Consider the following 25,073-nt stretch of genomic DNA (forward strand, 5'->3'; position numbering starts at 1 on the left):
ATTCATTCCCCTTCAAAGTTATACTGAACAGCTTGTACACTCTTCTACGCTGAGCAGTTTATTTCTTGTGTAATACAGTGATTTAAGACCTTTGTGGTGTGCATAGATATATAATCTCGCAAGTTCTCTAGTTGAGATTTCTGAGTTTACGTAAAGGATCGTACTGATTCCTTGGTCTACGTGCTCTTGAATTGTCGCGATTAGGTCAATTAATTTCATTTGGTCTACGTTGAATGCACTCTTATAGAACCACATTGTTTGTTGTGATAAGAATGGCATTGGGTAGAATGTTTCTGAGTTACCGTATGTTCTTCTCTCAATGAGGTCAACAATTGGCATAACAGAACTTGTTGCGTTTTGTACGTAAGAAATACTTTGTGTTGGTGCAATAGCTAAGCGGTAAGCGTGGAATAATCCATTCTCCATCACTTCATCGCGTAATTCCGCCCAGTCTTCTTTTGTTGGTACAAAGATGTCTTTGAATAATCCAGCAACTTTGTCTGATTTCGGAAGGTAATCATTTTCAACATATTTTGTGAAGTATTTACCTGTCGCATAATCAGATTTGTCAAAGTCTTTGAATGTCTCACCACGCTCGATTGCAATTTGCATTGATGCTTGTAGTGAGTAGTAGTTCATTAACATGAAGAATACGTTTGAGAAGTCTTTCGCGTCTTCTGACTCGTAAGGAATACCGTTTTTAGCAAGGTAACCGTTTAAGTTCATTGCGCCAAGACCTACTGAGTGTAACTCTTCGTTTGCTTTTTTAACTCCTGGTGCGTTCGCAATTGAAGTATCGTCAGATACAACTGTTAAAGCTTCCATACCTTCTAATACTGATTCACGAATCTTTCCAGAATCCATTACGTTCGCAATGTTTAATGATCCGAGGTTACATGAGATGTCTCTCTTGATTTCATCATCAGTACCGTAGTCATTGATGATTGAAGTTTCTTGTAATTGGAAGATTTCAGTACAAAGGTTTGAAATCTTGATGTCACCAATACCACCAAGTGGGTGTACTTTGTTTGCGTTGTCTTTAAACATTAAGTACGGATAACCTGATTGTAATTGTGTTTGTGCGATTGTATTTAACATATCACGTGCGTCTAATTCGCGTTTTTTGATTTTATCGTTTTGTACGAGTTCGTCGTACATTTCACTCATGTCCATGTCATCTAAAGCAATACCGTATTCACGCTCAACAGTATGGGGTGCGAATAGGAAGAACTTTTTGTTATCTTGAGCAAGTTCAAAGAATTTCGTTGGTACAACGAGACCAGTTGAGATTGTAGATAAACGCAGGTCCTCATCGGCGTTTACTTTTTTAGTATCTAAGAATTCAGGTACATCATAGTGGAAGATGTTAAGGTAAACCGCTCCTGCACCAGGACGTTGTCCAAGTTGGTCTGCATAGCTAAAGCCATTTTCTAGTGCTTTTGCTACTGGAATTACACCTTTAGCAACACCTTCGATCCCTTTAATCGCTTCACCACGTGCGCGGAGTTTAGATAAGTTGATTGCGACACCGCCACCGATTTTAGATAATTGTTTTGCTGTTGAATCAACATAGTTGATTGAGTTTAAGCTGTCATCTACTTCAAGTAAGAAACACGACACCATTTCACCACGACGTGCGCGTCCAGCGTTTAAGAACGTTGGAGTTGCTGGTTGGTATCTTTGTTCCATCATAGAAAGAATGAAACGTTTTGCACGATCTACATCACCTTTAGCTAAATAAAGGCTCACAATAATCACGTGTTGTCTGTAATCTTCTAAATATTGTTTTTTGTCATCTGTTTTTAGTGAGTAGTCTAAGAAGAACTTACTCGCAGCCATATAGCTCTTAAATTCAAACGGAATATTGCTTGCGTAAGTGATGATGTCTTCAACTGCTTCTTCACTATACTCTTCGAATAGGTCATAGTAGAAGTTTTGGTCTACTAAATAGTGAAGTCTTTCAAGTTCTGAATCGAAGTGAATCGTCTTCTTGTCAACTTCCTCCATAAATACTTCAATTGCTTCTTGGTCTTTATGAAGCTTATAAAAGCCTGTTGTATCACGTTGTGTAATTTCGTTATTCAGTTCAATGTGATTGTATTTTTTCTCGTCCAAAATTTTCATAGATGCTTCCTACCCTTTCTATCGTCTCTTTAAATAGTGCGCGTTCCTTTTCGTTACCATGCAGCTCAAACTTGAGCATGAGGGGTATTCCGAATCGTTCGCTTATATGTTCTCCGGCTTTTGCGAAGTTTTGTCCCCAGTTGCGATTTCCTGTTGCAGCAACACCCACGATATTGTCTTTGTTCGTTTCAATAAACGTAGACACGATATCTGGTACCTCTCCAAATCCATATGTCGGTGTGATAAACACAAACGGTCCATCGATTCTAGAAGTCTTCGTTTGTTCTGTCACTTCAAAAAGAGGGAGATCAACATCCACTCCATTTAAAAAGCGACGAATATTACCGGTCATTGAATAGTAGGCAATTGTCATGATCATCTCTCCCTCTTTATTATAATAAGTAGTATAACACAAAACAGAACACGTGTTCGCTTTTGTTGGTTTGCCAACATTACTATCTTGTTATGTAATATCAATCAAACCACAATATATTGTGGTTGTAAAATTTTTTGACCACAATATGTGCGAATTAACAGTATTAATATTCTCATATTTCAGCAGCTAAAGCAAGGTACTTTTACGACAATCTATGAATATATTTCACGTAATAGGCGCTGAAACGTTTATGTCATTGTGATAGACTGGAAACAAAATTATTTTTCTAAACACACATATTTGGGGGATTTATGAATAACATCACAAAAGGAATCATCGCACTCATTATTTCATCTCTTGGATTTAGCTTAATGTCATTCTGTGTAAAATATTCTGGTGACTTACCAACGGTTCAAAAAGCATTTTTTAGAAACTTTATATCTATGCTCGTGGCACTTGCTTTCGTTCTCTATTACAAAGAGAGTCTATTCGGCAAGAAAGAAAACCAAGGCTGGCTCATTTTACGTTCTACACTCGGACTCATCGGAATTGTACTCAACTTCTATACACTCGATAAACTCGTCTTGAGTGATGCGGACATCTTAAATAAACTCAGTCCATTCTTTACGATTATTCTTTCGGCAATATTCTTAAAAGAATACATCAGACGTTTCCAGCTTGTCTCGATTATCATCGCACTCATTGGTGCACTTTTCATCATCAAGCCATCGTTTGAAAGTACAGCACTCGTTGCTTTACTCGGAGTCATCGGTGCTATTGCAGCAGCAGGTGCATACACAGTTCTACGTGTTCTTGGACCTAGAGAAAAGTTTTATACTGTTGTGTTTTACTTCAGCGCATTTTCAACTGTTGCCCTACTACCATTCTTTATTTACCAGTACGAGCCCATGACATCGTCACAGTTCGTTGTTTTAATTTTATCCGGTATATTTGCAGCAGTCGGCCAATTTGGGCTCACAATCGCTTATAGTTACGCACCAGCCAAAGAGATTTCTATTTTCTTCTATACAACGATTATATTTACGGCTCTCTTAAGTATTATGTTCTTTAAAGAGTATCCAGATATTTATTCTGTATTTGGCTACATCATTATATTCGCGGCAAGTTTCTATATGTACATGAAGAATTTACCTCCGAAACAACGTGTTCAGAAGAATCAAACAGATACCTAACTGTTTTAAATGGAAACAAAGGTTTTGAAGTGTTATTAAGCGGCAACTAAACTAGAAAAGCTCCGGTAAATGACCGGAGCTTTTTTATTAATAGAACGATACGTTCTCTTCTTTTCTTGTTGATTGATACGATTCAATAATTTCCATAAAGTGTGGGCTGTAGTGTTTTAACTTGTAATTTCCCATACCCGTGATATGCATCATATCTTTTTTAGTCGTTGGCATCTTCTTCGCAAACTCTCTCAATGAGACATCTGTAAAGATACTTTCTTCGTCAACGCCCTTCTCCTCGGCTAATTCGCGTCTCTTTTCAACTAAGGCTTGATAGAGCGTCTCATTAAATGAAGTATCTGTAGACACGTTTACAAGTTCTTTAAACTGTCTTCTAAACGGAACAGAATGAATCTCTGTATGCCCATCTAAAATTTCGTTTCCTTGTTCAGGCACAGAAAGCATGTCATTTGAAAGGTGCAAGTATCCACTCATCACGAGCTCGTCGATGATGTGGTGCACGTCGCTTGGTTGATACTTAGATAACTTTCCAAAATACGGATGCTCTGGAAGTTCTGTGTGGATAATGTTTTCTGCTTGTTCTCCACGCAACACTTGAATCGTCTTCTCAACAGGTAAACTGATTGTATTTAAAAGACCGATGATGTGTTTTGATTCTTCCGTGATATCAATCGTTTTATCCTCACGCATACAGTTCGAGCACATACCGCAATTCTCAACGTATTCGTCTGGGTTAAAATATTTGATGATAAAACTAGACAAACATTTTGTTGTCTTATTGTACTGAATTATGCGCTCTAACTTTGTGCGCATGTTTTCTTTTTGTTCATCAGTCGCATTCGAACGATCGATGAAGAACTGTTGGAGCATCACGTCACGAGAGTTCGAAAGTAAAATACATTCACTTAACTTTCCGTCACGTCCAGCACGACCAATCTCTTGGTAGTAGCTTTCGATGTCTCCAGGTAAGTTGTAATGGATGATAAAACGAATGTCGCGCTTATCGATTCCCATTCCAAATGCGTTTGTTGCAACGATGATATTTTTTTGTCCTGAAACGAATGCATTTTGGTTCGATTTACGTTCGCTCTTTTTTAATCCTGCGTGGTAAATCACGTTATCGATATCATTGTCGATTAAGAACCCACCAAGTTTTTCCGCATCTTTACGCGTCGATACGTAAATAATTCCAGGTGCATCTTTCTTTTCAGCAATATATTTTAAGATGAACTGCTCACGTTGAAACGTTGGATCTACAGAAAGTTTTAAGTTATCGCGTTTCACTGACGTTTTGAAGATATTGTCTTTATCGATCGATAATAGTTCTACAATATTTGCTTCAACATCTTCAGTTGCAGTCGCGGTGAGCGCGATGTAGTCTGCATTCGGTAACTTTTTTTCAATGATTGGGATGACGGCTTGATAGCTTGGTCTGAAGTCATGCCCCCACTTTGAAATACAGTGCGCTTCGTCAAAAGCAACAAGCGGCACTTCTATTTGATCTAATATATTTAAAAATGTGAGATTGTTAAAACGCTCTGGCGCAACGTAAAGAATTTTTAACTCCCCGTTACGTAAGCGTCTTTCAACAATTTCTTGATTTTTGACTGTCATATTTGAGTTGATGAAGGCAGCTTCAATGTTATTTTCTAAAAGTGCCTCAACTTGGTCTTGCATCAGTGAGATGAGCGGTGAAATAACGATTGTCGTACCTTCTAAAACGAGTGCAGGTATCTGATAACAAAGTGATTTCCCAGATCCTGTTGGTAGAATGCCTAATGTATTTTGTCCTTCTAAGATAGAAGTGATAATTTCTTTTTGCTTTGGCCTAAACGTATCTAGACCAAACCATTCCTTTAAAACACGTTCCATAACAATCATTCCCAGTAAAAAAGTGGTATATCATAAATAAATCTTATATATTATACATCACTTTTCACTTTTTTAAAAGATGACACACTTCTAGCAAATGTCATAAAAAAGCCGAGCACCCTTATAGGCACTCGGTTTTCTCTACATTTTTTCTTTTACAAGTTCTTTTTTTATTTTATAATCGATTGCTTTGAAGATTGTTTTCTTCCACATTTCAAACTTATACAGTTCAACGTGCGCGTCTTCTGCATCGATCACTTTAAATTTAAGCAGTGAGCCATTCGTCTTCTGTGCAAGCTTATGCATGTGATAGCTTGGAATCGTACCAACGTGTGGAAGTGATGTTGACGTAACAAAATCGTTGAATGCCATCACTGGCTGGTTATCTTGAATGAACACACCACCTAAGATTCCGTAGTTATCGATTCTATCCGGGTCAAATTCTATTTCTTCACCTTTCAGATAGATTGCAAAACGATTGCGCTCTCCAACAATTGTGTACTCTCGCTCTATGAGTTTTTCATAAATCTCATCTGGTGTATCGTCACGACGAACAATATGGAAATCATCTGAAAGATAAATTTCCGCTAACGCATACGTATCGATTCCCCAAGAGACTGTTTCGTTATTTCTCATCATGTTGAAGATCTCATCATGAAGTTCCGTGTAATTACGGCACATGATGATCTCATCACCTGATTCCAAAATATTTGATTTCTCATAACGAATCCCACCAGCGACCGCAAGGTAAATGCGTGAGCCACGGTTGATGTCCGTAAACTGTAGCACGTCCCCTTTGTCAAAGATGTAAATTCTGTTTGGATAGATTGTCTTGTCACCGACTAATGCTTTAAAGAATGCGCCACTAAACGCAATGACTGTCGGTTCTGTGAATTGAATGACAGCAGGTCTGACCACCATCTCAACAGTATCCGCATCGACACTGTTCCCAACGAGTTTGTTCGCAAGTTGTGGTGATAAACTGTCCACTGCCCCATTAGACGACTGAATCGTTGTCAGTAATCCTTTGTCTTGGATAATAATACTCATTCTGTTACGTCACCTACTACTTCCTTTAGTACTTCAAACGGAATTCCTGCTGGTTCAATCGTATCATGGCGTTCCATGATCTTCGTTGGGTTGTATAGTAAATTCACCGTTGATTCTGTCACAACAAGTGATTCCAATTCGTCTGATTTATGTGGAGCAAAACGCTCTAAAAACGTTTGTCTTTCTTTATCAGTAAATACGCGCTTTACTTGGAAGGTAATTGCCGCTTCCCCATTTTCAAAAAACATGTTTGTTACTCCTTATAGAAAAAGTTTAATTGGTCGGCCATATAGTCCACCATATTGCTGACGATGAGAGCCACAATGAAAACACCGATGAGTACTCCAGCAAATACAACGAGCACTGAGACGATTTTGATGTTGTTTTCATATAGATATGCGCTCACGTAATGGACGAACATAGCGAGCACAACTAACATTATGATTAATAGTATCGTAAACATACTTCACCTCTAGAAGAAGAGTGAGACAGGAATCTTTTCTCTCAAGCTATTGATGAGAAAGACTTCGATTTCATCTTCCTGATATAACGATTTTAATTCATCCACAGAGTAATCTTTAAATTTTAAACGACCGTCTTGTAATAGTGATTCTCGCATCACACCGTTTAAAATCTCTACAGATTTTGGAGTGTAATACGTCCCATTCTGATAAACAACAACGTTTCCAATGTTGAACTCTGTAATCATATGATTGTTATTATAATATAAAATGAGTGGTGTATCATCTGCCAGCCCAAAATATTGATATCTGATTGACGTTTTATGACGTAAAAAGTCGTCTGCACCTTCGATTGGGCCAAGTACTTTTGCATTTGTTGACTTTAGTGGTGGCACCGTGTCATGTACAAGTTTTAGCCCATTTCTGTCGAACGTCGCACGTAATCTATACACACCACTGAGAAGCATTTCATTATTTACATAGTCATTGACTTCATGTGTTAAATTCACACGTCCATAATTGAAGTGTCGTGCTGACTTACTGAGTCGTGCGCTATGAAGATCGAGTCTCGGCACATACCCGTGATCGATGCGCATTGTCTCAATTAATGTCACATCTGCTTGCTCTAAAAACTTCGTCTTTTGTAAGAGTTCTTCGTATTCACTTTCTGAATTCGAATTATACGTAATTCCCCCGCCTGCAGCATACGTGTACTGCCCGTCTTTAATAGATAAAGTACGAATGGGTACGTTAAATACAGATGTATTGTCATTGTATAGAATACCAATAGCGCCACAATAAATGCCGCGTTCTGTTGTTTCTAATTCTTCGATGATTTCCATTGTTTTTATCTTAGGTGCACCTGTGATTGACCCACATGGGAAAAGTGCGTTAAAGATTTCGTTTAGTCCGAGTTCGTCTTTAAGTTCCCCAACTACTGTCGACGTCATTTGGAATACTGTTTTATATTTTTCGATTGTAAATAGCTTTGGTGTTTTTACTGTGTTTGGTTTAGAGATGCGTGAGATGTCATTACGTAATAGGTCGACGATCATCACATTCTCTGCCTGGTCTTTCTTAGAGTTTCTTAAGAACGCATAGCTTTCCTTGTCTTTATCCGCGTCGTCATAGCGGGGTGCTGTCCCTTTCATAGGGCGCGTCTCTACGGTTCTTTCTTGATTGATTTCAAAAAATAACTCTGGTGAACATGATACGACCGCTTTTTCTTCGTATTCGATGAAAATCGTGTACCCACCATTGTTGTTTGAGACGAGCGCTTCAAATAATGAGTGCGCGTCACCCGTAAAGTCACCATGCATACGTGTTGTATAATTCGCTTGGTATGTATGACCGTCGCGAATATAATCTCTCACTTTTTCGATGTTTTCTATCGATTTTTCGCGTGACTCAGTGAACTTCATTGGTCCGAGATTGAAACTACCGATTTTTTTATCTTTCATGAATCTTTCACGTGATACCGGTGCATCAAAAATTCCAATTTTGAATGACTCTCGTGACTTGTCGTATGACTCATAATCGACCATTACAACTGCATATTGACCAGACTTTTGTGCTGCTTCCGCTTCAATTAAAGCATCATTTAAAGAAATAGATTCGTCCAACACTTTAATTGGATCTACAAAGTATAATTCTTCTTGATTGTTGTTGCGCGTAAATTTAGCGTGGACTCTCATTTTTTTCCTCCAATGCAATCTCAATAAAGTTGTAGAGTTGCTCGTGGCCATACTCAGAAAGAATCGATTCAGGGTGATACTGCACACCAAATAACGGTAGGTTCTTATGACGAATCGCCATACACACACCGTCGTCTGTCTTTCCAACAACTTCAAATTCTTTATTTTCTCCTGTACATACGAGACTGTGATAGCGCGTTGATACGACAGGATTTGGAATATTTTTATAGATAAACTTCCCATCATGCATCACGTCATATGTCGCACCATGAATTGGACGCTCTCCTCTTTCAACGACGCCTCCAGTCATATGCCATAACAGTTGGTGTCCAAAACATATTCCGAATATCGGGAGTTTTTCATATATTTGTTTTACGAATTCAATTACTTCAGGACGATCTTTTGGATGCGATGGTCCTGGTGAAATAATGACTCCGATAAGATTGTGTTCATCAATTAAATCTATATTTAATTCGTGCGGTTGCACGACAACGATGCCTACATTATATGGATTCGATTCTAAGTAGTGAACCAAGTTATACGTAAAGCTATCGTAGTTATCTATCATTAATACGTTCATGTCGATACCTCTATATTTTTATATACTTTAATCATATATGATTCAGTCTGTTTTATAAAATAAAATTAACGATTTCAATAAGTGTATTTTAATTTCTAAACATGTAAAATAGTATTCATTAAACTGTTGAATATTTGAAAGGAGCGTATTTATGGATACTCATAAGCCACCGATTTGGACGAAAGACTTTATTACAATATTATTTGTAAACTTTTTCCTATTCGGTGCATTCCAAATGACATTGCCTACACTCCCATTATTTATTCAAGAAATTGGGTTAGACAATCGTTATGTCGGACTCATCGTGGGAATTTTTACGTTTAGTGCATTACTTTTAAGACCAATCGGTGGTCAGTTACTCGATTCTATCGGACGTGGTCCTGTGTTTATTACAGGATTGATTATCCTCGTCACATCTCTCTATTCACTCGCATTTAGTGTGACGCTCGCACTCCTACTTATCGTGCGTATTGTACAAGGAGTCGGTTGGGGATTAACAACAACAGCAACAGGGACCATCGCAACGGATTTAGTTCCGGTTGAGAGACGCGGTGAAGGACTTGGCTACTTCGGAGTAAGTGGTAACTTAGCACTCGCAATTGGTCCAGCATTTGGTTTATTTTTAGTCGATCATATTAGTTTTAAATCTCTATTTCTTATTTGTGGAACGATTACTTTAATTGGACTGATTCTTGCTTCTACGATTAAATACGTAAAGCCAGAGCGTGAGAAACATACAAAAACACTGACGTTTGACGTATTTGAAAAGACTGCGATACCAGCAGCTATTTTATTGTTTTTTGTCACTTTTACTTTCGGAGGCATTGCGACTTTCTTACCCCCATATACGTTTGAACTTGGATTTGATTCAAGTAGTGTCCAAATTTATTTTGTAATTTACGCGCTGAGTCTTTTATCTACACGACTATTCGCTGGTCAGCTGTATGACCGACGTGGGATGGTTGTTGTGTTTATCCCAGGAATTGTTCTGATTGTCATCGCAATGGTGATGTTGTCGATGATGACGACGACGATAACATTGTATATCGCAGCTGTGTTTTATGGATTTGGCTTTGGACTCGTGCAACCGGCGCTACAAGCCTATGCAGTGCAACGCGCAGCATTAAACCGACGTGGGATGGCAAACGCAACATTCTTCTCAGCATTTGACGTTGGTGTCGGACTCGGAGCAATGTCATTCGGCTTTATTTCGAACTATCTTGGATATAGTTCAATTTACGTGATTAGTGCTGTATCAGCAGTACTCTCCCTTACTGCATTCCTAATTATGAAGTATATCAAAAAATAATTTTGCAAAAATGTTTAGAAAAAATGTTTAGATATAAATAAAGTTGGGAATTACTAAACATACAATGATTTAAGGGGGAAATACAAATGGGTTGGTTATGGACAATTATTGTCGGTGGTATCCTTGGTTGGATCGCTGGCTTAATCGTAAGTAGAGATATTCCAGGTGGCGTGATTGGTAACATCATCGCTGGTATCGTTGGTTCAGCTATCGGTAACGCTTTAGGCTTGAACTTTGGACCGACAGTTGGTGGCATGAGTATTATTGGTACTATTTTAGGTGCAATTATCTTAATATTAATCGTGTCATTCATCTTTGGACGCATGCGTAAAAACTAAACGTCTTTAAATTAATTAAATAGTAAAGAAAAAGCGATACTCGTTGGAGTATCGCTTTTTTTATATAATTTGGAGATTCTTTGGTGCTTGCGTGACTCAAAATGCAATTCTCAGTCACACAAGCATTCTTGAATCTTCATTTCTTCATTCTTTCTTTAAGTCGTTGATGACGTTCTTGTCCTTCAATTATTCTTTTATTCTCTAAATATCTTTCATAATAAGCTTCACTTATTTCACCATCATCAATGGCTTTTTTGACTGCACAATCTGGTTCATGATCATGTGCACAATCTCTAAATTTACACTTCACCGCTAAGTCTTGAATATTTGAAAACAAGAAAGATTCATCTATCTTTTGAACAGCACTGATTGTCTTAAATCCTGGAGTATCAATGATATACGCATTTAATTCCTTATTAAAAATCATTTTTGTGCTTGTCGTTGTATGTTTACCTTTGCCATCAACTCTAACTTCTTGGGTACTTTGCTCCTCGTCACAAAAAAGTTTGTTAAATAAAGTGGATTTCCCAACTCCCGAAGCTCCAAGTAATATAGATACCGTACCTTTATCTACCAGCGCCTTAAATTTTTCTAAACTGTTTTTATCATTTTGAGACATTAGCAAAGTATTAGTGTCTGGATAGATTTTAAGAATCTCAGCACGAATGTGTTTGGCTTTGTCTTCAAAATCCGACTTCGTAATAATGATATTTAAATCATTCGTGTCATTTTTGAACGTTAAAATATACCGCTCGAACTTACCAATTGTAAACTTTTGATCTGCAGCTATTAAGATAAAAATACGGTCCACATTTGTCGCAAGTATCTGTTCATCTTTTCTTTCATGATATGACTTCATTGCTGTACTCGATTCCTTAGAAACAATTGATTTTCTTTCTAAAACTTCAGTGATAAAAATTGCCCCATCCATCTCGACTACTCGTACAAAATCACCTACAAATATTTGGTTGCTCGACACTTGATTGACTGCTGTGACTTTACTGTAAGTCCTATTTTTGAAAAATAAATTATAAAAATATCCATACTTTGTAACAACTCTCGCAACATCATTATTATCAAAATTAAACTCTTCTACATATTTTTTGATGCCATAATCCATGCACTCACCATTTTCCTAAAATTTTAATAAGATAAAAACACTATCATCTTAGATAGTAAACTTTATCTATTTTTTGTCTTAATCGATCTGTTAATTGGTGTGTAATAATTATTACTGTCTTGTTACTACTTAATAAATGATCCTCTATTACTAAAGCGCTTTCTCTATCTAAAGCTGAGGTTCCTTCATCAAACAAAATAATTTTTGCATCTTTCATTAATGCACGAGCATACGAAAGTTTTTGTTTTTGACCGCCAGACAATTTTTTATGAGTAACAATATACTCATCAATATTTTTTCCATTTAACCAATAGCTAAGACCAACGAAATTTAATAGTTCTGTTATTTCTTTTGGTTTATTAGTTATTGATATATTAATATTTTCTGATAAAGTACCGTTAATTATTGTTGCAGTTTGTTCTAGATACGCAAAATGATTAACCCAAGATTCTTTGGAAAAGTTCCTTATATCCTTTCCATCAACAGTAATAGTTCCTTCATAATCAATAATTAGACCCATTAGTAATTTTAATATTGTAGATTTACCTGAACCTGATGGACCAACTAAAGCATATTTTTTCCCTAATTCAAACTTGAAATTTACTTGATCTAAAATTTTTAATTGATCATATTTAACACTCACATTTGAAAATTCAATACCATCTAAAATCTCTGATAAATGAGCTTTAGAAACACTTCTTTTCTTACTTTCAAAAAACTTTTCAAATATTGGTTGTGTAGTTTTCAATTCAACATAATTTGCACTTAATCCAATCAAACTTGTGAAAATAGTCGCAGAAAAATACTGTGCAGCTGTGATTGTTCCAATAGGCGATAAATCTTTTAAAAATAAAATCGAAGCAACAAGTATTATAATCACTTGGCTAAAGAGGCTTACAAAATTTGTAGTTCCATACATAGCGCCAGTAAGTTTCGCTAGCGAAAGCTTTTTATCTGCTAATGATTGGGATGCATTCACAAATTTTTTAGTAATAGTCTCCTCATTATTTGTACTGTAATAAAGAGTGTAGTTGTCAAAAATATCATTAGAATGTTTCGTGAATGACTCATTCTCATTCGAAACATCATTGATGTTTTTATCCATTTGCTTACTAAAAAATTTAGGGACTACAATCATAATAATCGCGAGCATAATTACTAAAATATTTAGAGAATAATGAAACGTGAAAAGAGCTATACTCCCAAATAGAATCGTTAAAATTTGTGTGATAATCATATGCAAAGTAGCATAGCCATAATCGTTAATCATATTAATATCATTGGTCATCCATGAAGTATATTCACCGGTATCTTTTTTCTGGAAATCTTGATACTCCATTTGTCCTACATGATGTGCGATATCTTTGCGAATTTCTATGTTCATCTTTTGAACAGTTTTTGTGTAGTACCAAGAATCTAAATGTATCTGAATTGACCAAATTATTAATGAAATAATCATAATCGATACCCAAAAATAGAATGATTCCATGTGTTTATTAGCTAGACTTGTCAAAACAAATGACGTAGAGAATCCCCATGCTGTTAAAGATAATGACCCAAGCATAAGAATCAAAAACATAATTAAATTTTCTTTTTTAAACTGCTTGATGTAATGGAAAATATAAGTTTTATTAAAACTCAAATACTCCAACTCCTCTATTAATGTTTTTTTAAAATAATTAAGTAAACATCAATAGAAGAAATTTGGTTGATTGTGGATTAGCTTAAAAAATTGCAGCTCAAAAAAAAAAAAGAGAGGATATAAAGATACCCTCTCACATAAAAAAATATAGTTCTCTTAAAATAACGCACAAAGTCACAAGAAAATTAAATGACCTAACGTATATTCTTATTTATAATATTTCGTTTTGAGGATAAAGAAGCATGAGCTTCCACATCAAACTTTTTTCTTCTATTGTTAGTTTACCCATGGATCTCACCTCTTTCCTCTAATTAATTATTATATTAAACTATAAAAATCATATTGTAAACGCTTATTTTAATATTTGAGTAACAAACTCTTGTGATTTCAACTAACTTTGTCACTCAAGCTCTTTCTAATCAAAAAGGTCCCTCGCATTCTCCGAGGGACCTTTTCTTAATCTTCTTCTATTTCTACGTCGTCTGTTTCTATTCTATTATAGTTTCTCAAGTACGACACCTTATTAATTGTGTGATTTTCGACGTCAAGGACAATCCACTTATCGTTTTTCGTGTTTACATAGCTATTTGCCTGGATGTTCGGGTCGATACTTTGCAGCCATCCACCAATCGTGTCGATGTCTTCACTTTCTTCAAATTCAATTCCAAATTCTTCTTCCAGCGTATCGAGCAACACACGGCCACTGATATGATAGATGTCGTCTTCGACCTTAACTATATCCGGTTCTTCATCTTCGTCAAATTCGTCACGGATTTCCCCAACGATTTCTTCTAAGATATCCTCCATCGTAATCATACCTGCGGTACCGCCGTACTCGTCAATGATGAGTGCGATATGAACGCGTTCGCGCTGCATTTTTACAAGCGCATCGCTGATTCTCGATACTTCAGTAATTACTGGTAACTCATGAATAAATTCATTCGTTTCACTAATTTCTTTAGAAATATGATTCGTTAAGAATTCACGCACATTGATAAACCCAACAATCTGGTCTTTGTCTCCACTTGAGTCTGTGACCGGGTATCTCGTGTAACTGTGTTCTTTTACTACTTCAAGCACATCATCTATTGTAACGGGCTGTTGTAGTGTAATCATTTGGGTTCTCGGTACCATAATATCCTTCGCCATTCTCTCGTCGAATGAGAAGATATTCTGCATGTATGCTAACTCTGTTTGGTTGATTTCACCACTTTGGTAACTTTGCGTCATGATGATCTTTAATTCTTCTTCAGAGTGGGCTTGTTCTGTAGCCATTTCTTTAATACCAATCAAACGGACAAGCGCACGTGCTGTTCCATTCATTAACCAAATAAATGGTTTCATAATCAGTCCGAAGAAATATAATGGACCTGAGAATAACAGTGCCATTTTTTCTGCATATTGAATTGCGACTGTCTTTGGTGCAAGTTCACCTACAACTACGTGTAAGAACGTTACAATCACGAATGATGCTGCGATCGTAATCGGCAGTGTTAAGTGTGATGGTATGTTCATTAAATCTAGAACTGGTGTAATGACTGAAGCGAATGTAGATTCCCCAATCCAACCAAGTCCAAGAGCTGTCACTGTAATACCTAATTGACATGCTGATAAGTAGTAGTCTAAGTTTATCATCATGTTTTTAACACGTTCTGCTTTCTTATTTCCGTCGTCTATCAATGATTCAATTCTAGACATTCTCGCTTTAACAAATGCGAACTCCGATCCTACAAAAATCATCGTCAGTGCAATTAATGCTATAAATAATACAAAATTTAATATCGTGGTCGTTTCCAATACTCTCCCTTAAAAGGGATTCACCTCCAGAATTTTGACACGCGTCCGAAAGACGCGTCTATTTTAATGCTTTTTTGATTCGTTCTTTTAAGTTTTAAATGCGCCTTCCCAACGTATGTCACCCCACGTTCATAATTAATAATATTTTACCACAAATATTTATAAAACATTATTGTAATGTCTGAATTAATTCATTAAAATTTTGCACTGCTTCATAAATGTGTGTACCTTGTTTCATAGCCTCTTTTTGACTCAACGTTTCAAGTATTCTTCCATTTTCAATATAGTGAATATAATCGAAGATTTCTAAGTGACTTAAGTCGTGTGTCGCAACAATTACCGTATCTTGACTCGAAATTGTACCCCATACTTTTTTCGAGAGTTCTGATGATAATCCTGCTGTTGGTTCGTCTAGAATCCAGATGTCTTTATCTTCTAATAACATACGGATGAGTTGCAGGCGTTTTTGTTCACCTGTTGACATGTGATGTGTGTAGTAAATATTTGTGTCGCTACGGACTGTCGTTAGCTCGTACTCATCTAAGCGTTTGTTCACTTGATCTTCACTCACTTCATTCGCACCAAACATCGTAACATTGTCGTACACAGTTGCGTTATAAAAATCTAAGAACTGTGGCATCACGGATGCTGATTTCGTACGAAGTAGCTGGTTTAACAGAGTTGTTTTGCCTGAACCACTTGGACCAATAATTGCATGTTTTTCACCTGGTGCAACTTTAAAGTTCACACCATATAATGCATCGCGCTTTGACCCTTCATATCTAAACGAATGATTCTCTAAAACAATGTGTCCTGTCATCTGTTCTATTTGAACTCGGTTTTTCTCAATTTCAGTGAGTGAAGATTTCACATTTTTATATTCTGCTGCTGGACGAAGCACTGGGAATATGATTTCCGCAAAGTTTAAGAATAGTAAGATAAGCATCGGTAGATATAATGCATGTGTCGTTTCAAGTAACAAAATAATTAGAACAATCGCTACAATCTGAAACACTTGAGCCACAAATATCATGATGTTTTCTGTCTTCATCCGTTTACGTTCGATATCGTTAACTTCTTTGAATATTTCTAAAGTATCGTGTTTTTTATCTTCAATACGGTTTGAAACATAGAGATCTGTGTATCCATGAATGAGATGATACATTTCCATGTATACCTGACCGAGTTTTGTATTGTTTTCGACATCTAACACTTTAAATTTATTTTGAAACAGTAACGGAATAACGATAAGCGTTACAAGTGAAAAGACAAGCACGATACCGACTAACGTCACATTTACTAAAAACGCAAGTAACGTCAGAATAACGGCAATAAAAGCTGTCGTCATAAACGGATAAATAATGCGAATATAATAGTCTTCAATTCGTTCAAAGTGCGTGTTCAAGCGTGATACGAACCACTCATGGTTCGGTGTTTCAGCACTATGAATACTATCTTTAAAATAATTACTACGCAGACGGTTGATGAGTTCAAACGTCGCTTCATGAGAAAATAGTCGTTCAAAGTATCTGAAGACACCTTTTACCATTCCAAATAATTTAATGACAACGATAATTAGGATAATGATAAATAACGGTGGCTCAAAGTAACTGAGACTAATCATGTATCCACTTAAGCCGAAGATTGAAATTCCGACAAGTCCACCAATAATCCCAAGAACAATGCTCAGAAGTACGCGTGAGCGTTCATTTTTAAAGAAAGTCATTATCTCACCCTCCTAATTTCATTGTCTTTGTATTCATAATGCGCGTCGCTATAGCTTAATAATTGACGTCTGTGAACGACCGCAACGATGAGCGTGTCCTGTTTCAATTCATTTAATTTTTCTAACACGAGAGCTTCCGTTCTTGAATCCAAGAATTCAGTCGGCTCATCCATCAAAATAACATCTGGTCTTCTGATTAATACTCTCGCGAGTTTCAATCTTACAATTTCTCCACCAGATAGTGGCACGTTATTATTTTTGATGTACGTGTGAATACCGTTTTCTAAGTTGTAGATACTGAAATACAGTCCGAGTTCTTGCAGCACGGACTTCATTACCTTCTCGTCACCACTACCTAAAAATTCATAGAGTGTTGTGTCAGATAAATACAACGTATCCGAAATGTAATCCATGTTAAAACTTGGTACTGTTATTGTCCCTTTTTCAGGTCGATGAAGACCTAAGATAGATCGTAAGAGTGTACTCTTTCCGACACCGGACTGCCCAGTGATTGCGACGAGTCCTTTTTCTCTGAATTCTATGTTCTCATCATCTAAAATTACTCTTGGTACAGTGATTGTAACGTCGTTGAGTGCGAGTCGATCACCTTTTTCGCGATATTCCTCATGACTCACTGATACGTATTCTTCTAATTTTTCTTTATGTGCTAATGCTGTTTTTCCGTTATGGAATTCTGTTCCCATAACCTTTAAACCACTGTAAAATAATGGAGATAAAAACAGCACATAAAACGCAGTGTAAAATGAAATGTCTTTAAAGATGATGATGCGTAGCCCTACTTCTAATGCGACAAGTCCGATTCCTAAGATCGTAATAAACTCGAGCATCATCGTCGACTGAAAGGCATATTTTAATATTTCCATCGTTGTCTTTAAAAACTGTCGATTACTTTTATCTAACGCTTTTTCAACTGCCACTTCACTTTCAGTGTAGTGGATTGTCTTCTTACCACGAATTAAGTTCAGAAACAGCGTCCCCATATCGTCGAACTCATCTGCTTTTTCCTTGGCTTCATCTTGTGTTCTAAGTCCAACTAAAATATAGAACAGAGGAATAAACGGTGCTGAGAAAATTAAAATGAGTGCTGCAATCCAATCGACGTAGATTAACACAGCGATAATCATGACAACTTTCACAACTGTATTAATAATCGTCGGAACGAACTGTGTCAGGTATGGTCTGTATTTATCGAGATGAACAAACAGACGGTTCATTGTACGCTCGCTTTCTTGTGCACTTCGTACATGAATATCACCAATGATCATCTGTCCGTAATTTGACACGATATTTGTCGATACACGTCCCGTATAAATTTTGTAGATAAAATCAAAAATCATGAAAAGAATAAACGCGATTGCCATGTGTACGATCGTGTTTGAATGCTTAGAGTTTATGACTAATGCATCTAAAAATATAGAAATATAATGTCCAAATAGGAGGTAACTCCCCGTCGCAAGAACAGAAATCAGCGTGTAAATGAGTGTTTGCTTTTTTGTTAATTCTAATTTCATTTGTGCCTCCAAAATAAAAAACGTGAGCATGCTCACGTTAAAAACTTATCCCCCGATGTAACTCATGTTGATTTTTTTGCGTGCATTACGACGTTCTTCCGAAATTTCATGTCTGATATCTGAATATCTATCGTCACGTTTTTTCCAAACCCCAGTGACTACGTCAGTTAATTCTTCGTCAGAGATGCCTTCTCTCATTAATGTCTTAATATCAAATCCATCCATTGCGAAGAGACATCCGTAAAATTTACCGTCTGATGATAGTCGTGCGCGTGTACATGTTGAACAGAAGCTTTCCGATACACTTGTGATAAACCCGAGGTATGAGTCGGCGTCGTCATGTTTATATACTTTTGCCACTTCACCATAATATGCAGGGTCTAGTGGTGATAACTTAAATTCTGTTTCTAAAGTTTTGAGTATTTCTTTCTTACTCACTACTTTGTCAAAGTTCCAACCGTTGTCATTACCTACATCCATAAATTCGATGAAACGCAGTGTGACTGGTTTCTCTTTAAAATAACGTGCCATAGGTAATATCTCATGTTCATTGAGCCCTTTTTGGACGACCATGTTCACCTTAATTTGGAATCCAAGTGAAATCGCATAATCGATTTGTTCGAGTATCTGACTCGTTTTGATTCCACGGTCATTGATTGAACCAAATAGTTCGTCGTCCATAGCGTCTAATGAAATATTTAAGCGACGAAGTCCAGCATCATAAAGTTTTTGTCCGTGTTTCTTTAAGAGTAATCCGTTTGTTGTAAGTCCGATATCTTCAATGCCTTCAATTTTATTCAGTCGAGCAATGAGTTGATCTAAATCTCTTCGAAGTAACGGCTCTCCGCCAGTAATACGTAGCTTTTTAACGCCAAGTGATGCATATATCTTAGAAATTCTTTCGATTTCATCAAATGAAAGAAGTTGTTCGCGTTTCATAAACTGAAAATCATCACCGAATATTTCTTTAGGCATGCAGTAACGACATCTAAAGTTACATTTATCAGTGACTGAAATTCGAAGATCTCGAATTGGACGTCCGAACTTATCTGTAACTATTTTAGTCATTCTCTTACCCCCTATTCTATATCCGATTTATGATTAATATTTCTAAAGTCTGCTTCAGTGTATCCTAATGATTCGACGTTGAGCGTCATATGGTCGATATTCTTTAGAAATGCTCTAATAGAAAGTTTTTGACTCTCTAATTGTGTTTCAAGTTTTTCGACTAAATTTGGATCAGCATATATCCCAACTAATGGATGGAGTTGTTCCCCTCCAGTCACAATTGTTTTACCTAGTTTCGTATACATGTCCCCTAAAGCTCTGAACCACTTACTTGGAATATACGGTGTATCTGTTGAAACAACAAGTAGGGGTTTCCCTACATATTTTTTTGCAACTGAATATATACCAGTTAACGGCCCGTAATCCGTGTATTTATCGTCGTCGACAATCGTTTCGAACTCACTGAATTCGTCTTTCAATCTTGCATTTGTGCTGATAACGATTTTATCACAGATTCCACTTTTAATTAAGCGAGTTGCAACGTGCTGATACATTTCAGTGCCCTCTAAATCATAAAGTGACTTGTCCTCGCCAAAGCGTGTGGAATTGCCCCCAGCTAGAATAACGCCTATCATCCACCGCTCACTGGTGGAATTAAAGCAACAACATCTCCAGATTTAACCGTATAATCGTCTGTTTGGAATGCTTCATTCACTGCAACCTGGAATACTTCTCCGTCAAGTTCTGGATAGTCGATGTAGATTCTTTCTTTTAAATCTGCAACCGTGATTTCATCTCCCACAGGAATATCTATAACGTCTTTACCAACCTTTTCTTTGATGCCAGCAAAAATTTTAATTTCCATTAATATCCTCCTCATTCACGCTTGAGTGATAATGTCTTGAGTCACCAATCCACTCTTCGCCGTCTTCCCAAATTTCTTTTTTCCAAATTGGGACGATTTCCTTTAACCGATCCACAGCGTACATGTTAGCGAGATAACCCTCTTGTCTGTGCGGACTTGACGTGACAACTACAACCGCAACTTCTGTCTGATCGAGTTTACCTATTCTGTGACAAATCGCTGTTTTCACACCTGGCCACTTTTCGCCTATTTCATCTCCAATTTGCGCGAGCATCTTCTCAGCCATAGGTACATATGCTTCGTACTCTAGATAGACGGTTCTTGTGCCCTTCGTCCATTCGCGCACGTGTCCAGTGAATGTGACAATCGCACCTTGATGAGAATCCACAAGCGCTTCGTGGTATTTTAAAATATCTATTTCGTCTTCTGTTACTTCAAATAGTTTCATACGATTTACTCCAATCTTTAAACCAACGAACCGCTGCTTCTAAATCGGTGTTTAAATCAAATGTTTTAATGCAGTTCGTGACTTCTAAGTCATCTCTATCTGTCTTTGTTTCAATGAGTGGTGTTGTTAATAGGATTTTGTCATAATTCTCGTTCTTATAGCCTTCGATTAAAACAAAGTCCGCACCTGATTTTCGTGCCGCTTCAATCTGTGCATCGAGCGATATGACTTCTTTTGAAGAATGATATGTCACACTTGGTGTATTTAAAATCACATCATCTGCATATTCTAAGAATCTTTCAGAGTCCGTAGTGCCTGTCAAGAAGTCGATATGATGATGTTTGATGGCACACACTTTTTTGCCTCTTGATTTTATTACCCTTAAAAATTCTATCATTAAAGTCGTTTTGCCGGTGTTCTTATATCCGACAATTTGGAGTACTCTCATGATTCCGCCACGAATTCTCTAGCGCCTGAGGTGACGTCTGTCATCATGACCTTAACTTTATCTCCAGTCTTGAATCCACGTGTGCCACCTGGCAAGATCACGACTCCATTACTTTCGGCAATCGAAGTCACTGCGTTTGATTTGTTGAATCCAGCAGGTTTCGCTTCAATTTCACCATCTACAAAATTGAGTTCTGCACGTAAGAATCTTGTGAATGGATTTGGTTTTGTGAAGTCACCTGCAAGAGTTGCGTTAATCACTGGCGCAAATGGTCGCTTGCTGCCAGTCATCAGATTCATGACGGGTCTCACAAATAACTCAAATCCTGAATAACATGCGCTTGGATTTCCACTTAGTCCAAATAAATATTTGTCTCCAAATTTCGCCACTGTCGTCACACTACCGGGACGCATCGCCACTTTGTTGAACAAGACTTCTGCACCTAATTTTTTGTAAACGTCAGGTAATAAGTCATAGTCGCCGACTGACACACCACCCGTTGTTATCACTGCATCTGACTCTTCCAAAATCTCTATAATTTTTTTATAGAGTGATTCAAATTCATCTTTTTCGAGCTTATATTTTTTATATTCTACACCCGCACGTTCGAGTTGTGCTGCTACCATTGGTGTGTTTGAATTTCTGATTTTTCCACGTTCTAATTCATCTTCTACTTCTAGAAGTTCACTGCCAGTCGATAAAATTCCAACGACCGGTCTCTTGAACACATCCACTTTACTGATACCAAACGTCGCAAGTGTCGCCACTGTCCCAGGGTTCACGAGACTTCCTGCCGTTAGAATAACGTCTCCTTCTTTACACTCTTCACCTTGGAGTGCGATGTTTTCATCTGGCTTAAATTCACGACGAATTGTAAACCCATTATCCGTTTCTTTTGTCTGTTCAAACATGACTACAGTGTCTGCAGATTCAGGAATTTCCGCACCTGTCATGATTCGGAATGCTTCAAATGGTTTCAACTTATAGTCACTTGAACGCCCAGCTGGCACCTCTTCTACAACTGTGAACGCGACTCTATTCTCACCACTTGCTTCTTTAGAATCTTCACTCCGGATCGCAAAACCATCCATTGCAGACTTTGTAAAAATTGGGACGTCCATCGTTGCAACAAGGTCACTTGCAATAAAACGTCCGTGACTGTCACTTAAAGCCACCGTTTCTTTATCTAACACACTTACGTTTTTCGTAACACGATCTACCGCTTCATGAATATGAATTGGTGTTCTACCTAGCGACATACTCATTCTCCTTTTTGGTATACTATACTTATATTAAGTATACTAAATGAGGTTAAGATATGTCTAAATTCACTCACTTTAATGAAGAAGGCCGTGCGCGCATGGTCGATGTGTCAGATAAAAACATCACAAAACGCGTTGCGACTGCGACGAGCCAGATTGTCGTGTCGAAAGAAATCTATGAAGGTATTTCAGATAAAAAGATGAAAAAAGGCGATGTGTTGCAGGTTGCGCAGATTGCTGGGATTATGGCTGCGAAAAATACACACCAGATCATTCCGATGTGTCACCCGCTAGCATTAAATGGCGTGGACATCTCGTTTGAGTGGGACACCGAAACAGAATATGTGTTAAATATAGAAGCGACAGTGAAAGTCACTGGGAAGACAGGTGTCGAGATGGAAGCACTGACAGCAGCAAGTGCCGCAGCATTAACCGTTTACGACATGTGTAAAGCAGTCGATAAAGGCATGATCATCAAAGAGACGAAGCTCGTTATGAAATCTGGTGGGAAATCAGGGAATTATTACGTGTAATTTCTTGGCATTCTCTTTATTCATTAATGATTAACGGACTCATCATTTGTTGCTCGCCCGTTAATCATTGTCTACAAAAAGACGAGCAGCCACCCAGCTGCTCGTCTTTATTCTATGCATCTTTATTCAATTCATAAACTAAATGGTTCAGTTCTTTTAGAATCAGCTTTTCCATTCCAAGCTTGATTGCGCCAGTCGATCCCGGCAATGAGACAATTAATTTATTGTGGTGCGTACCCATGACTGCTCTCGAGAGCAAACTTCTTGAGCCGATGTCTTCAGTGTATGACAGCATTCTAAACAACTCTCCAAACCCTTCCACTTCTTTATGGAAGAAATACTTCACCGCTTCAATCGTCACGTCTCTTTCTGCAATCCCAGTTCCACCTGTCGTAATCACCACATCCACGTCATCCAACATCGTCGTAATCACACCACGAATTTCAGATACACTATCTTTCACGATGTGTCTGTGTTTATCTTGTACAACGACGTTTAAGTCACCGTTCGTAAGGTAGTCGTAAATTAAGTTACCCCCCTTATCCGTCTCTTTCGTGCGCGTGTCACTCACCGTGATAATTCCAACTGTGATATCACGATCCATTTTTTCTACAATACTCATAATATCCTCCTATCCAAGCAACTGACTTATAATCGAACGTGCTTTTTTCGCGTTTTCTACGCCGTGCATCAGCATTCTACCATTTTCAAACACAACAATACGGTAGTTCTCAAAATAAAACTCTATAAAATACGGCGTCTCTCGGTAGTCATCTCCACGTGTCTCCATCGCATATTTTACACGTTTTTTCGTGATTGTCTCGTCACTGATCTGCACCGTATCTCGCCCGCATAATCTCATGAGTGTCGTGTGTGCATCATACGTTGGAAATTCCTTTTTCTGACACGTCGGACACTCTTTATTCACGATATTTTTAAAGTTAATTCTATTCTGTTCAAGGTCCCAAACATTTCCAAATATTAAAACAGGATCTAGCGACGTGTCTGTCATGACCTTCATGGCCTGCGCCACCTGAGTCGACACCGCCATATGCACAGCTGGTGCAATTACGCCTGCCGTATCGCAAGTCATTGTCGTTGAGGGCAACACTGGCGTTAGACATCGGTAGCACGGTGTCTTACTAGGAATGAACGTCGCAGACGTATACGATGCTTCAACAACTGCTGCATGACAAAACGGAATGTCATGTTTAAACGCAACATCATTGATGACAAGTCGCGTCTCAAAGTTATCCGTGCCATCCATGATGATGTCAACGTCTTTCACGAGCGCATCTAAAAACTGCGCGTCCGCATGCGCGATATGTATGTCGATTTCAAGATCACTGCGAATCTTAGTCAAGTGTGCTTTCGCCGCCACGACTTTCGGGGTTTTATCTACAGCATCTTGCTCGTTATATAAGGATTGACGCTGCAAGTTTGAAGCTTCCACGTAATCTCGGTCAATCAAAATTAACTTCTTCACACCCGCACGTGCAAGCATTTCGCTCGACACTGATCCGAGCGCACCAACACCCACAATCATGACCGTCTGATCTTTTATTTTTTCTTGGCCACTTTCACCAATTGATTTAAACAAAATTTGTCTACTATATCTATCCATAACATTCACCATACACTTATTTATATCCTTAGAATAGCACACCCGATGTTAAGTTTATG

At 37.7% G+C, this 25,073-nt stretch carries 25 protein-coding genes; 4 read left to right on the forward strand and 21 right to left on the reverse strand.

Translation table 11 applies throughout. The features are described from left to right. Positions 1 to 18: 18 nt before the first annotated feature. Both nrdE and nrdI read right to left on the reverse strand, forming a co-directional pair. A complete protein-coding gene (gene nrdE / locus IEU51_RS04610; RefSeq protein ID WP_186085081.1) occupies positions 19 to 2,124 on the reverse strand; it encodes a class 1b ribonucleoside-diphosphate reductase subunit alpha in 2,106 nt (701 codons plus the stop codon). Next, complete coding sequence (gene nrdI, locus IEU51_RS04615) at positions 2,087 to 2,497, reverse strand: class Ib ribonucleoside-diphosphate reductase assembly flavoprotein NrdI (protein ID WP_186085078.1); 411 nt, start codon at positions 2,495 to 2,497, stop codon at positions 2,087 to 2,089. The genes nrdE and nrdI overlap by 38 nt, the downstream gene beginning before the upstream one ends. 314 nt (positions 2,498 to 2,811) lie before the next feature. Here nrdI and IEU51_RS04620 point away from each other — a divergent pair, with 314 nt between their 5' ends. After that, on the forward strand, positions 2,812 to 3,693 hold the full coding sequence (locus IEU51_RS04620; protein WP_186085075.1) for a DMT family transporter: 882 nt from the start codon (positions 2,812 to 2,814) through the stop codon (positions 3,691 to 3,693). Between the two features lie 87 nt (positions 3,694 to 3,780). On the opposite strand, the gene recQ is transcribed toward IEU51_RS04620, so the two are convergent. The 6 genes from recQ to IEU51_RS04650 all read right to left on the reverse strand — a co-directional run bounded on the left by recQ (position 3,781) and on the right by IEU51_RS04650 (position 9,362). Then, positions 3,781 to 5,577 carry a DNA helicase RecQ gene (recQ, locus tag IEU51_RS04625; RefSeq protein WP_186085073.1) on the reverse strand — a complete coding sequence of 599 codons (1,797 nt, stop codon included), beginning with the start codon at positions 5,575 to 5,577 and terminating at the stop codon, positions 3,781 to 3,783. A gap of 141 nt (positions 5,578 to 5,718) precedes the next feature. Then, entirely contained in the window at positions 5,719 to 6,627 is a 909-nt protein-coding gene (locus IEU51_RS04630) for a 5-oxoprolinase subunit C family protein (protein WP_186085070.1), read from the reverse strand. After that, complete coding sequence (locus tag IEU51_RS04635) at positions 6,624 to 6,875, reverse strand: hypothetical protein (RefSeq protein WP_186085067.1); 252 nt, start codon at positions 6,873 to 6,875, stop codon at positions 6,624 to 6,626. The genes IEU51_RS04630 and IEU51_RS04635 overlap by 4 nt, the downstream gene beginning before the upstream one ends. Before the next feature lie 5 nt (positions 6,876 to 6,880). After that, entirely contained in the window at positions 6,881 to 7,090 is a 210-nt protein-coding gene (locus IEU51_RS04640; protein WP_186085064.1) for a hypothetical protein, read from the reverse strand. Positions 7,091 to 7,099: 9 nt separating this feature from the next. Then, positions 7,100 to 8,782 carry an aminodeoxychorismate synthase component I gene (gene pabB / locus IEU51_RS04645; RefSeq protein WP_186085062.1) on the reverse strand — a complete coding sequence of 561 codons (1,683 nt, stop codon included), beginning with the start codon at positions 8,780 to 8,782 and terminating at the stop codon, positions 7,100 to 7,102. Then, positions 8,766 to 9,362, reverse strand: a complete 597-nt coding sequence (locus IEU51_RS04650) for an anthranilate synthase component II (protein ID WP_186085059.1) — start codon at positions 9,360 to 9,362, stop codon at positions 8,766 to 8,768. The genes pabB and IEU51_RS04650 overlap by 17 nt, the downstream gene beginning before the upstream one ends. A gap of 151 nt (positions 9,363 to 9,513) precedes the next feature. Here IEU51_RS04650 and IEU51_RS04655 point away from each other — a divergent pair, with 151 nt between their 5' ends. Together IEU51_RS04655 and IEU51_RS04660 are read left to right on the forward strand one after the other, a co-directional pair. Then, positions 9,514 to 10,671 (forward strand): MFS transporter, encoded by a 1,158-nt coding sequence (locus tag IEU51_RS04655; RefSeq protein ID WP_186085056.1) that lies wholly within the window; start codon positions 9,514 to 9,516, stop codon positions 10,669 to 10,671. Between the two features lie 86 nt (positions 10,672 to 10,757). Continuing rightward, positions 10,758 to 11,009 (forward strand): GlsB/YeaQ/YmgE family stress response membrane protein, encoded by a 252-nt coding sequence (locus tag IEU51_RS04660; protein WP_186085053.1) that lies wholly within the window; start codon positions 10,758 to 10,760, stop codon positions 11,007 to 11,009. Positions 11,010 to 11,145: 136 nt separating this feature from the next. Here IEU51_RS04660 and rsgA read toward each other — a convergent pair whose 3' ends face one another. From rsgA to IEU51_RS04715, 11 genes are all read right to left on the reverse strand, one after another. Continuing rightward, positions 11,146 to 12,129: a ribosome small subunit-dependent GTPase A gene (rsgA, locus tag IEU51_RS04665; protein ID WP_186085050.1), complete on the reverse strand. Its 984-nt coding sequence runs from the start codon at positions 12,127 to 12,129 to the stop codon at positions 11,146 to 11,148. Between the two features lie 43 nt (positions 12,130 to 12,172). After that, on the reverse strand, positions 12,173 to 13,771 hold the full coding sequence (locus tag IEU51_RS04670) for an ABC transporter ATP-binding protein (protein ID WP_186085029.1): 1,599 nt from the start codon (positions 13,769 to 13,771) through the stop codon (positions 12,173 to 12,175). Positions 13,772 to 14,227: 456 nt separating this feature from the next. Then, the gene (locus tag IEU51_RS04675) at positions 14,228 to 15,568 is read right to left on the reverse strand and encodes a hemolysin family protein (RefSeq protein WP_186085026.1); all 1,341 of its coding nucleotides are present in this window, start codon (positions 15,566 to 15,568) and stop codon (positions 14,228 to 14,230) included. A gap of 169 nt (positions 15,569 to 15,737) precedes the next feature. Beyond that, a complete protein-coding gene (locus IEU51_RS04680) occupies positions 15,738 to 17,294 on the reverse strand; it encodes an ATP-binding cassette domain-containing protein (RefSeq protein WP_186085023.1) in 1,557 nt (518 codons plus the stop codon). Further along, on the reverse strand, positions 17,294 to 18,826 hold the full coding sequence (locus tag IEU51_RS04685; RefSeq protein WP_186085008.1) for an ATP-binding cassette domain-containing protein: 1,533 nt from the start codon (positions 18,824 to 18,826) through the stop codon (positions 17,294 to 17,296). The genes IEU51_RS04680 and IEU51_RS04685 overlap by 1 nt, the downstream gene beginning before the upstream one ends. A gap of 45 nt (positions 18,827 to 18,871) precedes the next feature. Continuing rightward, on the reverse strand, positions 18,872 to 19,894 hold the full coding sequence (moaA, locus tag IEU51_RS04690) for a GTP 3',8-cyclase MoaA (RefSeq protein ID WP_186084992.1): 1,023 nt from the start codon (positions 19,892 to 19,894) through the stop codon (positions 18,872 to 18,874). Between the two features lie 11 nt (positions 19,895 to 19,905). After that, the gene (gene mobA / locus IEU51_RS04695) at positions 19,906 to 20,469 is read right to left on the reverse strand and encodes a molybdenum cofactor guanylyltransferase (RefSeq protein WP_186084989.1); all 564 of its coding nucleotides are present in this window, start codon (positions 20,467 to 20,469) and stop codon (positions 19,906 to 19,908) included. After that, positions 20,466 to 20,699 carry a MoaD/ThiS family protein gene (locus IEU51_RS04700; protein WP_186084986.1) on the reverse strand — a complete coding sequence of 78 codons (234 nt, stop codon included), beginning with the start codon at positions 20,697 to 20,699 and terminating at the stop codon, positions 20,466 to 20,468. The genes mobA and IEU51_RS04700 overlap by 4 nt, the downstream gene beginning before the upstream one ends. Then, positions 20,689 to 21,147 (reverse strand): molybdenum cofactor biosynthesis protein MoaE, encoded by a 459-nt coding sequence (locus tag IEU51_RS04705; RefSeq protein WP_186084983.1) that lies wholly within the window; start codon positions 21,145 to 21,147, stop codon positions 20,689 to 20,691. The genes IEU51_RS04700 and IEU51_RS04705 overlap by 11 nt, the downstream gene beginning before the upstream one ends. Continuing rightward, the gene (gene mobB / locus IEU51_RS04710; RefSeq protein ID WP_186084980.1) at positions 21,134 to 21,595 is read right to left on the reverse strand and encodes a molybdopterin-guanine dinucleotide biosynthesis protein B; all 462 of its coding nucleotides are present in this window, start codon (positions 21,593 to 21,595) and stop codon (positions 21,134 to 21,136) included. The genes IEU51_RS04705 and mobB overlap by 14 nt, the downstream gene beginning before the upstream one ends. Next, positions 21,592 to 22,854 carry a molybdopterin molybdotransferase MoeA gene (locus IEU51_RS04715; protein WP_186084977.1) on the reverse strand — a complete coding sequence of 421 codons (1,263 nt, stop codon included), beginning with the start codon at positions 22,852 to 22,854 and terminating at the stop codon, positions 21,592 to 21,594. Before IEU51_RS04715 ends, mobB begins: the two co-directional genes overlap by 4 nt. Before the next feature lie 59 nt (positions 22,855 to 22,913). Here IEU51_RS04715 and moaC point away from each other — a divergent pair, with 59 nt between their 5' ends. After that, positions 22,914 to 23,390: a cyclic pyranopterin monophosphate synthase MoaC gene (moaC, locus tag IEU51_RS04720; RefSeq protein WP_186084974.1), complete on the forward strand. Its 477-nt coding sequence runs from the start codon at positions 22,914 to 22,916 to the stop codon at positions 23,388 to 23,390. Positions 23,391 to 23,502: 112 nt separating this feature from the next. Here the strand turns inward: moaC and IEU51_RS04725 are convergent, their stop codons facing one another. Next, on the reverse strand, positions 23,503 to 24,012 hold the full coding sequence (locus IEU51_RS04725; RefSeq protein WP_186084971.1) for a MogA/MoaB family molybdenum cofactor biosynthesis protein: 510 nt from the start codon (positions 24,010 to 24,012) through the stop codon (positions 23,503 to 23,505). 9 nt (positions 24,013 to 24,021) lie between these two features. Further along, positions 24,022 to 25,014, reverse strand: a complete 993-nt coding sequence (locus tag IEU51_RS04730) for a ThiF family adenylyltransferase (protein ID WP_186084968.1) — start codon at positions 25,012 to 25,014, stop codon at positions 24,022 to 24,024. Positions 25,015 to 25,073 lie beyond the last annotated feature (59 nt).

It is taken from the genome of Phocicoccus schoeneichii, assembly GCF_014635565.1.
In the GTDB taxonomy this organism is placed as follows: Bacteria; Bacillota; Bacilli; order Staphylococcales; family Salinicoccaceae; genus Phocicoccus; species Phocicoccus schoeneichii.

Coding starts and splice junctions, on each gene's coding strand:
- moaA (WP_186084992.1), bottom strand. CDS start 19,894: ATGACTAAAATAGTTACAGATAAGTTCGGACGTCCAATTCGAGATCTT.
- IEU51_RS04635 (WP_186085067.1), bottom strand. CDS start 6,875: ATGTTTTTTGAAAATGGGGAAGCGGCAATTACCTTCCAAGTAAAGCGC.
- mobB (WP_186084980.1), bottom strand. CDS start 21,595: ATGAGAGTACTCCAAATTGTCGGATATAAGAACACCGGCAAAACGACT.
- IEU51_RS04620 (WP_186085075.1), top strand. CDS start 2,812: ATGAATAACATCACAAAAGGAATCATCGCACTCATTATTTCATCTCTT.
- rsgA (WP_186085050.1), bottom strand. CDS start 12,129: ATGGATTATGGCATCAAAAAATATGTAGAAGAGTTTAATTTTGATAAT.
- recQ (WP_186085073.1), bottom strand. CDS start 5,577: ATGGAACGTGTTTTAAAGGAATGGTTTGGTCTAGATACGTTTAGGCCA.
- IEU51_RS04680 (WP_186085023.1), bottom strand. CDS start 17,294: ATGACTTTCTTTAAAAATGAACGCTCACGCGTACTTCTGAGCATTGTT.
- IEU51_RS04650 (WP_186085059.1), bottom strand. CDS start 9,362: ATGAACGTATTAATGATAGATAACTACGATAGCTTTACGTATAACTTG.
- IEU51_RS04685 (WP_186085008.1), bottom strand. CDS start 18,826: ATGAAATTAGAATTAACAAAAAAGCAAACACTCATTTACACGCTGATT.
- IEU51_RS04630 (WP_186085070.1), bottom strand. CDS start 6,627: ATGAGTATTATTATCCAAGACAAAGGATTACTGACAACGATTCAGTCG.
- IEU51_RS04700 (WP_186084986.1), bottom strand. CDS start 20,699: ATGGAAATTAAAATTTTTGCTGGCATCAAAGAAAAGGTTGGTAAAGAC.
- moaC (WP_186084974.1), top strand. CDS start 22,914: ATGTCTAAATTCACTCACTTTAATGAAGAAGGCCGTGCGCGCATGGTC.
- IEU51_RS04725 (WP_186084971.1), bottom strand. CDS start 24,012: ATGAGTATTGTAGAAAAAATGGATCGTGATATCACAGTTGGAATTATC.
- pabB (WP_186085062.1), bottom strand. CDS start 8,782: ATGAGAGTCCACGCTAAATTTACGCGCAACAACAATCAAGAAGAATTA.
- IEU51_RS04705 (WP_186084983.1), bottom strand. CDS start 21,147: ATGAAACTATTTGAAGTAACAGAAGACGAAATAGATATTTTAAAATAC.
- nrdE (WP_186085081.1), bottom strand. CDS start 2,124: ATGAAAATTTTGGACGAGAAAAAATACAATCACATTGAACTGAATAAC.
- IEU51_RS04660 (WP_186085053.1), top strand. CDS start 10,758: ATGGGTTGGTTATGGACAATTATTGTCGGTGGTATCCTTGGTTGGATC.
- IEU51_RS04640 (WP_186085064.1), bottom strand. CDS start 7,090: ATGTTTACGATACTATTAATCATAATGTTAGTTGTGCTCGCTATGTTC.
- IEU51_RS04655 (WP_186085056.1), top strand. CDS start 9,514: ATGGATACTCATAAGCCACCGATTTGGACGAAAGACTTTATTACAATA.
- nrdI (WP_186085078.1), bottom strand. CDS start 2,497: ATGACAATTGCCTACTATTCAATGACCGGTAATATTCGTCGCTTTTTA.
- mobA (WP_186084989.1), bottom strand. CDS start 20,469: ATGATAGGCGTTATTCTAGCTGGGGGCAATTCCACACGCTTTGGCGAG.
- IEU51_RS04715 (WP_186084977.1), bottom strand. CDS start 22,854: ATGTCGCTAGGTAGAACACCAATTCATATTCATGAAGCGGTAGATCGT.
- IEU51_RS04730 (WP_186084968.1), bottom strand. CDS start 25,014: ATGGATAGATATAGTAGACAAATTTTGTTTAAATCAATTGGTGAAAGT.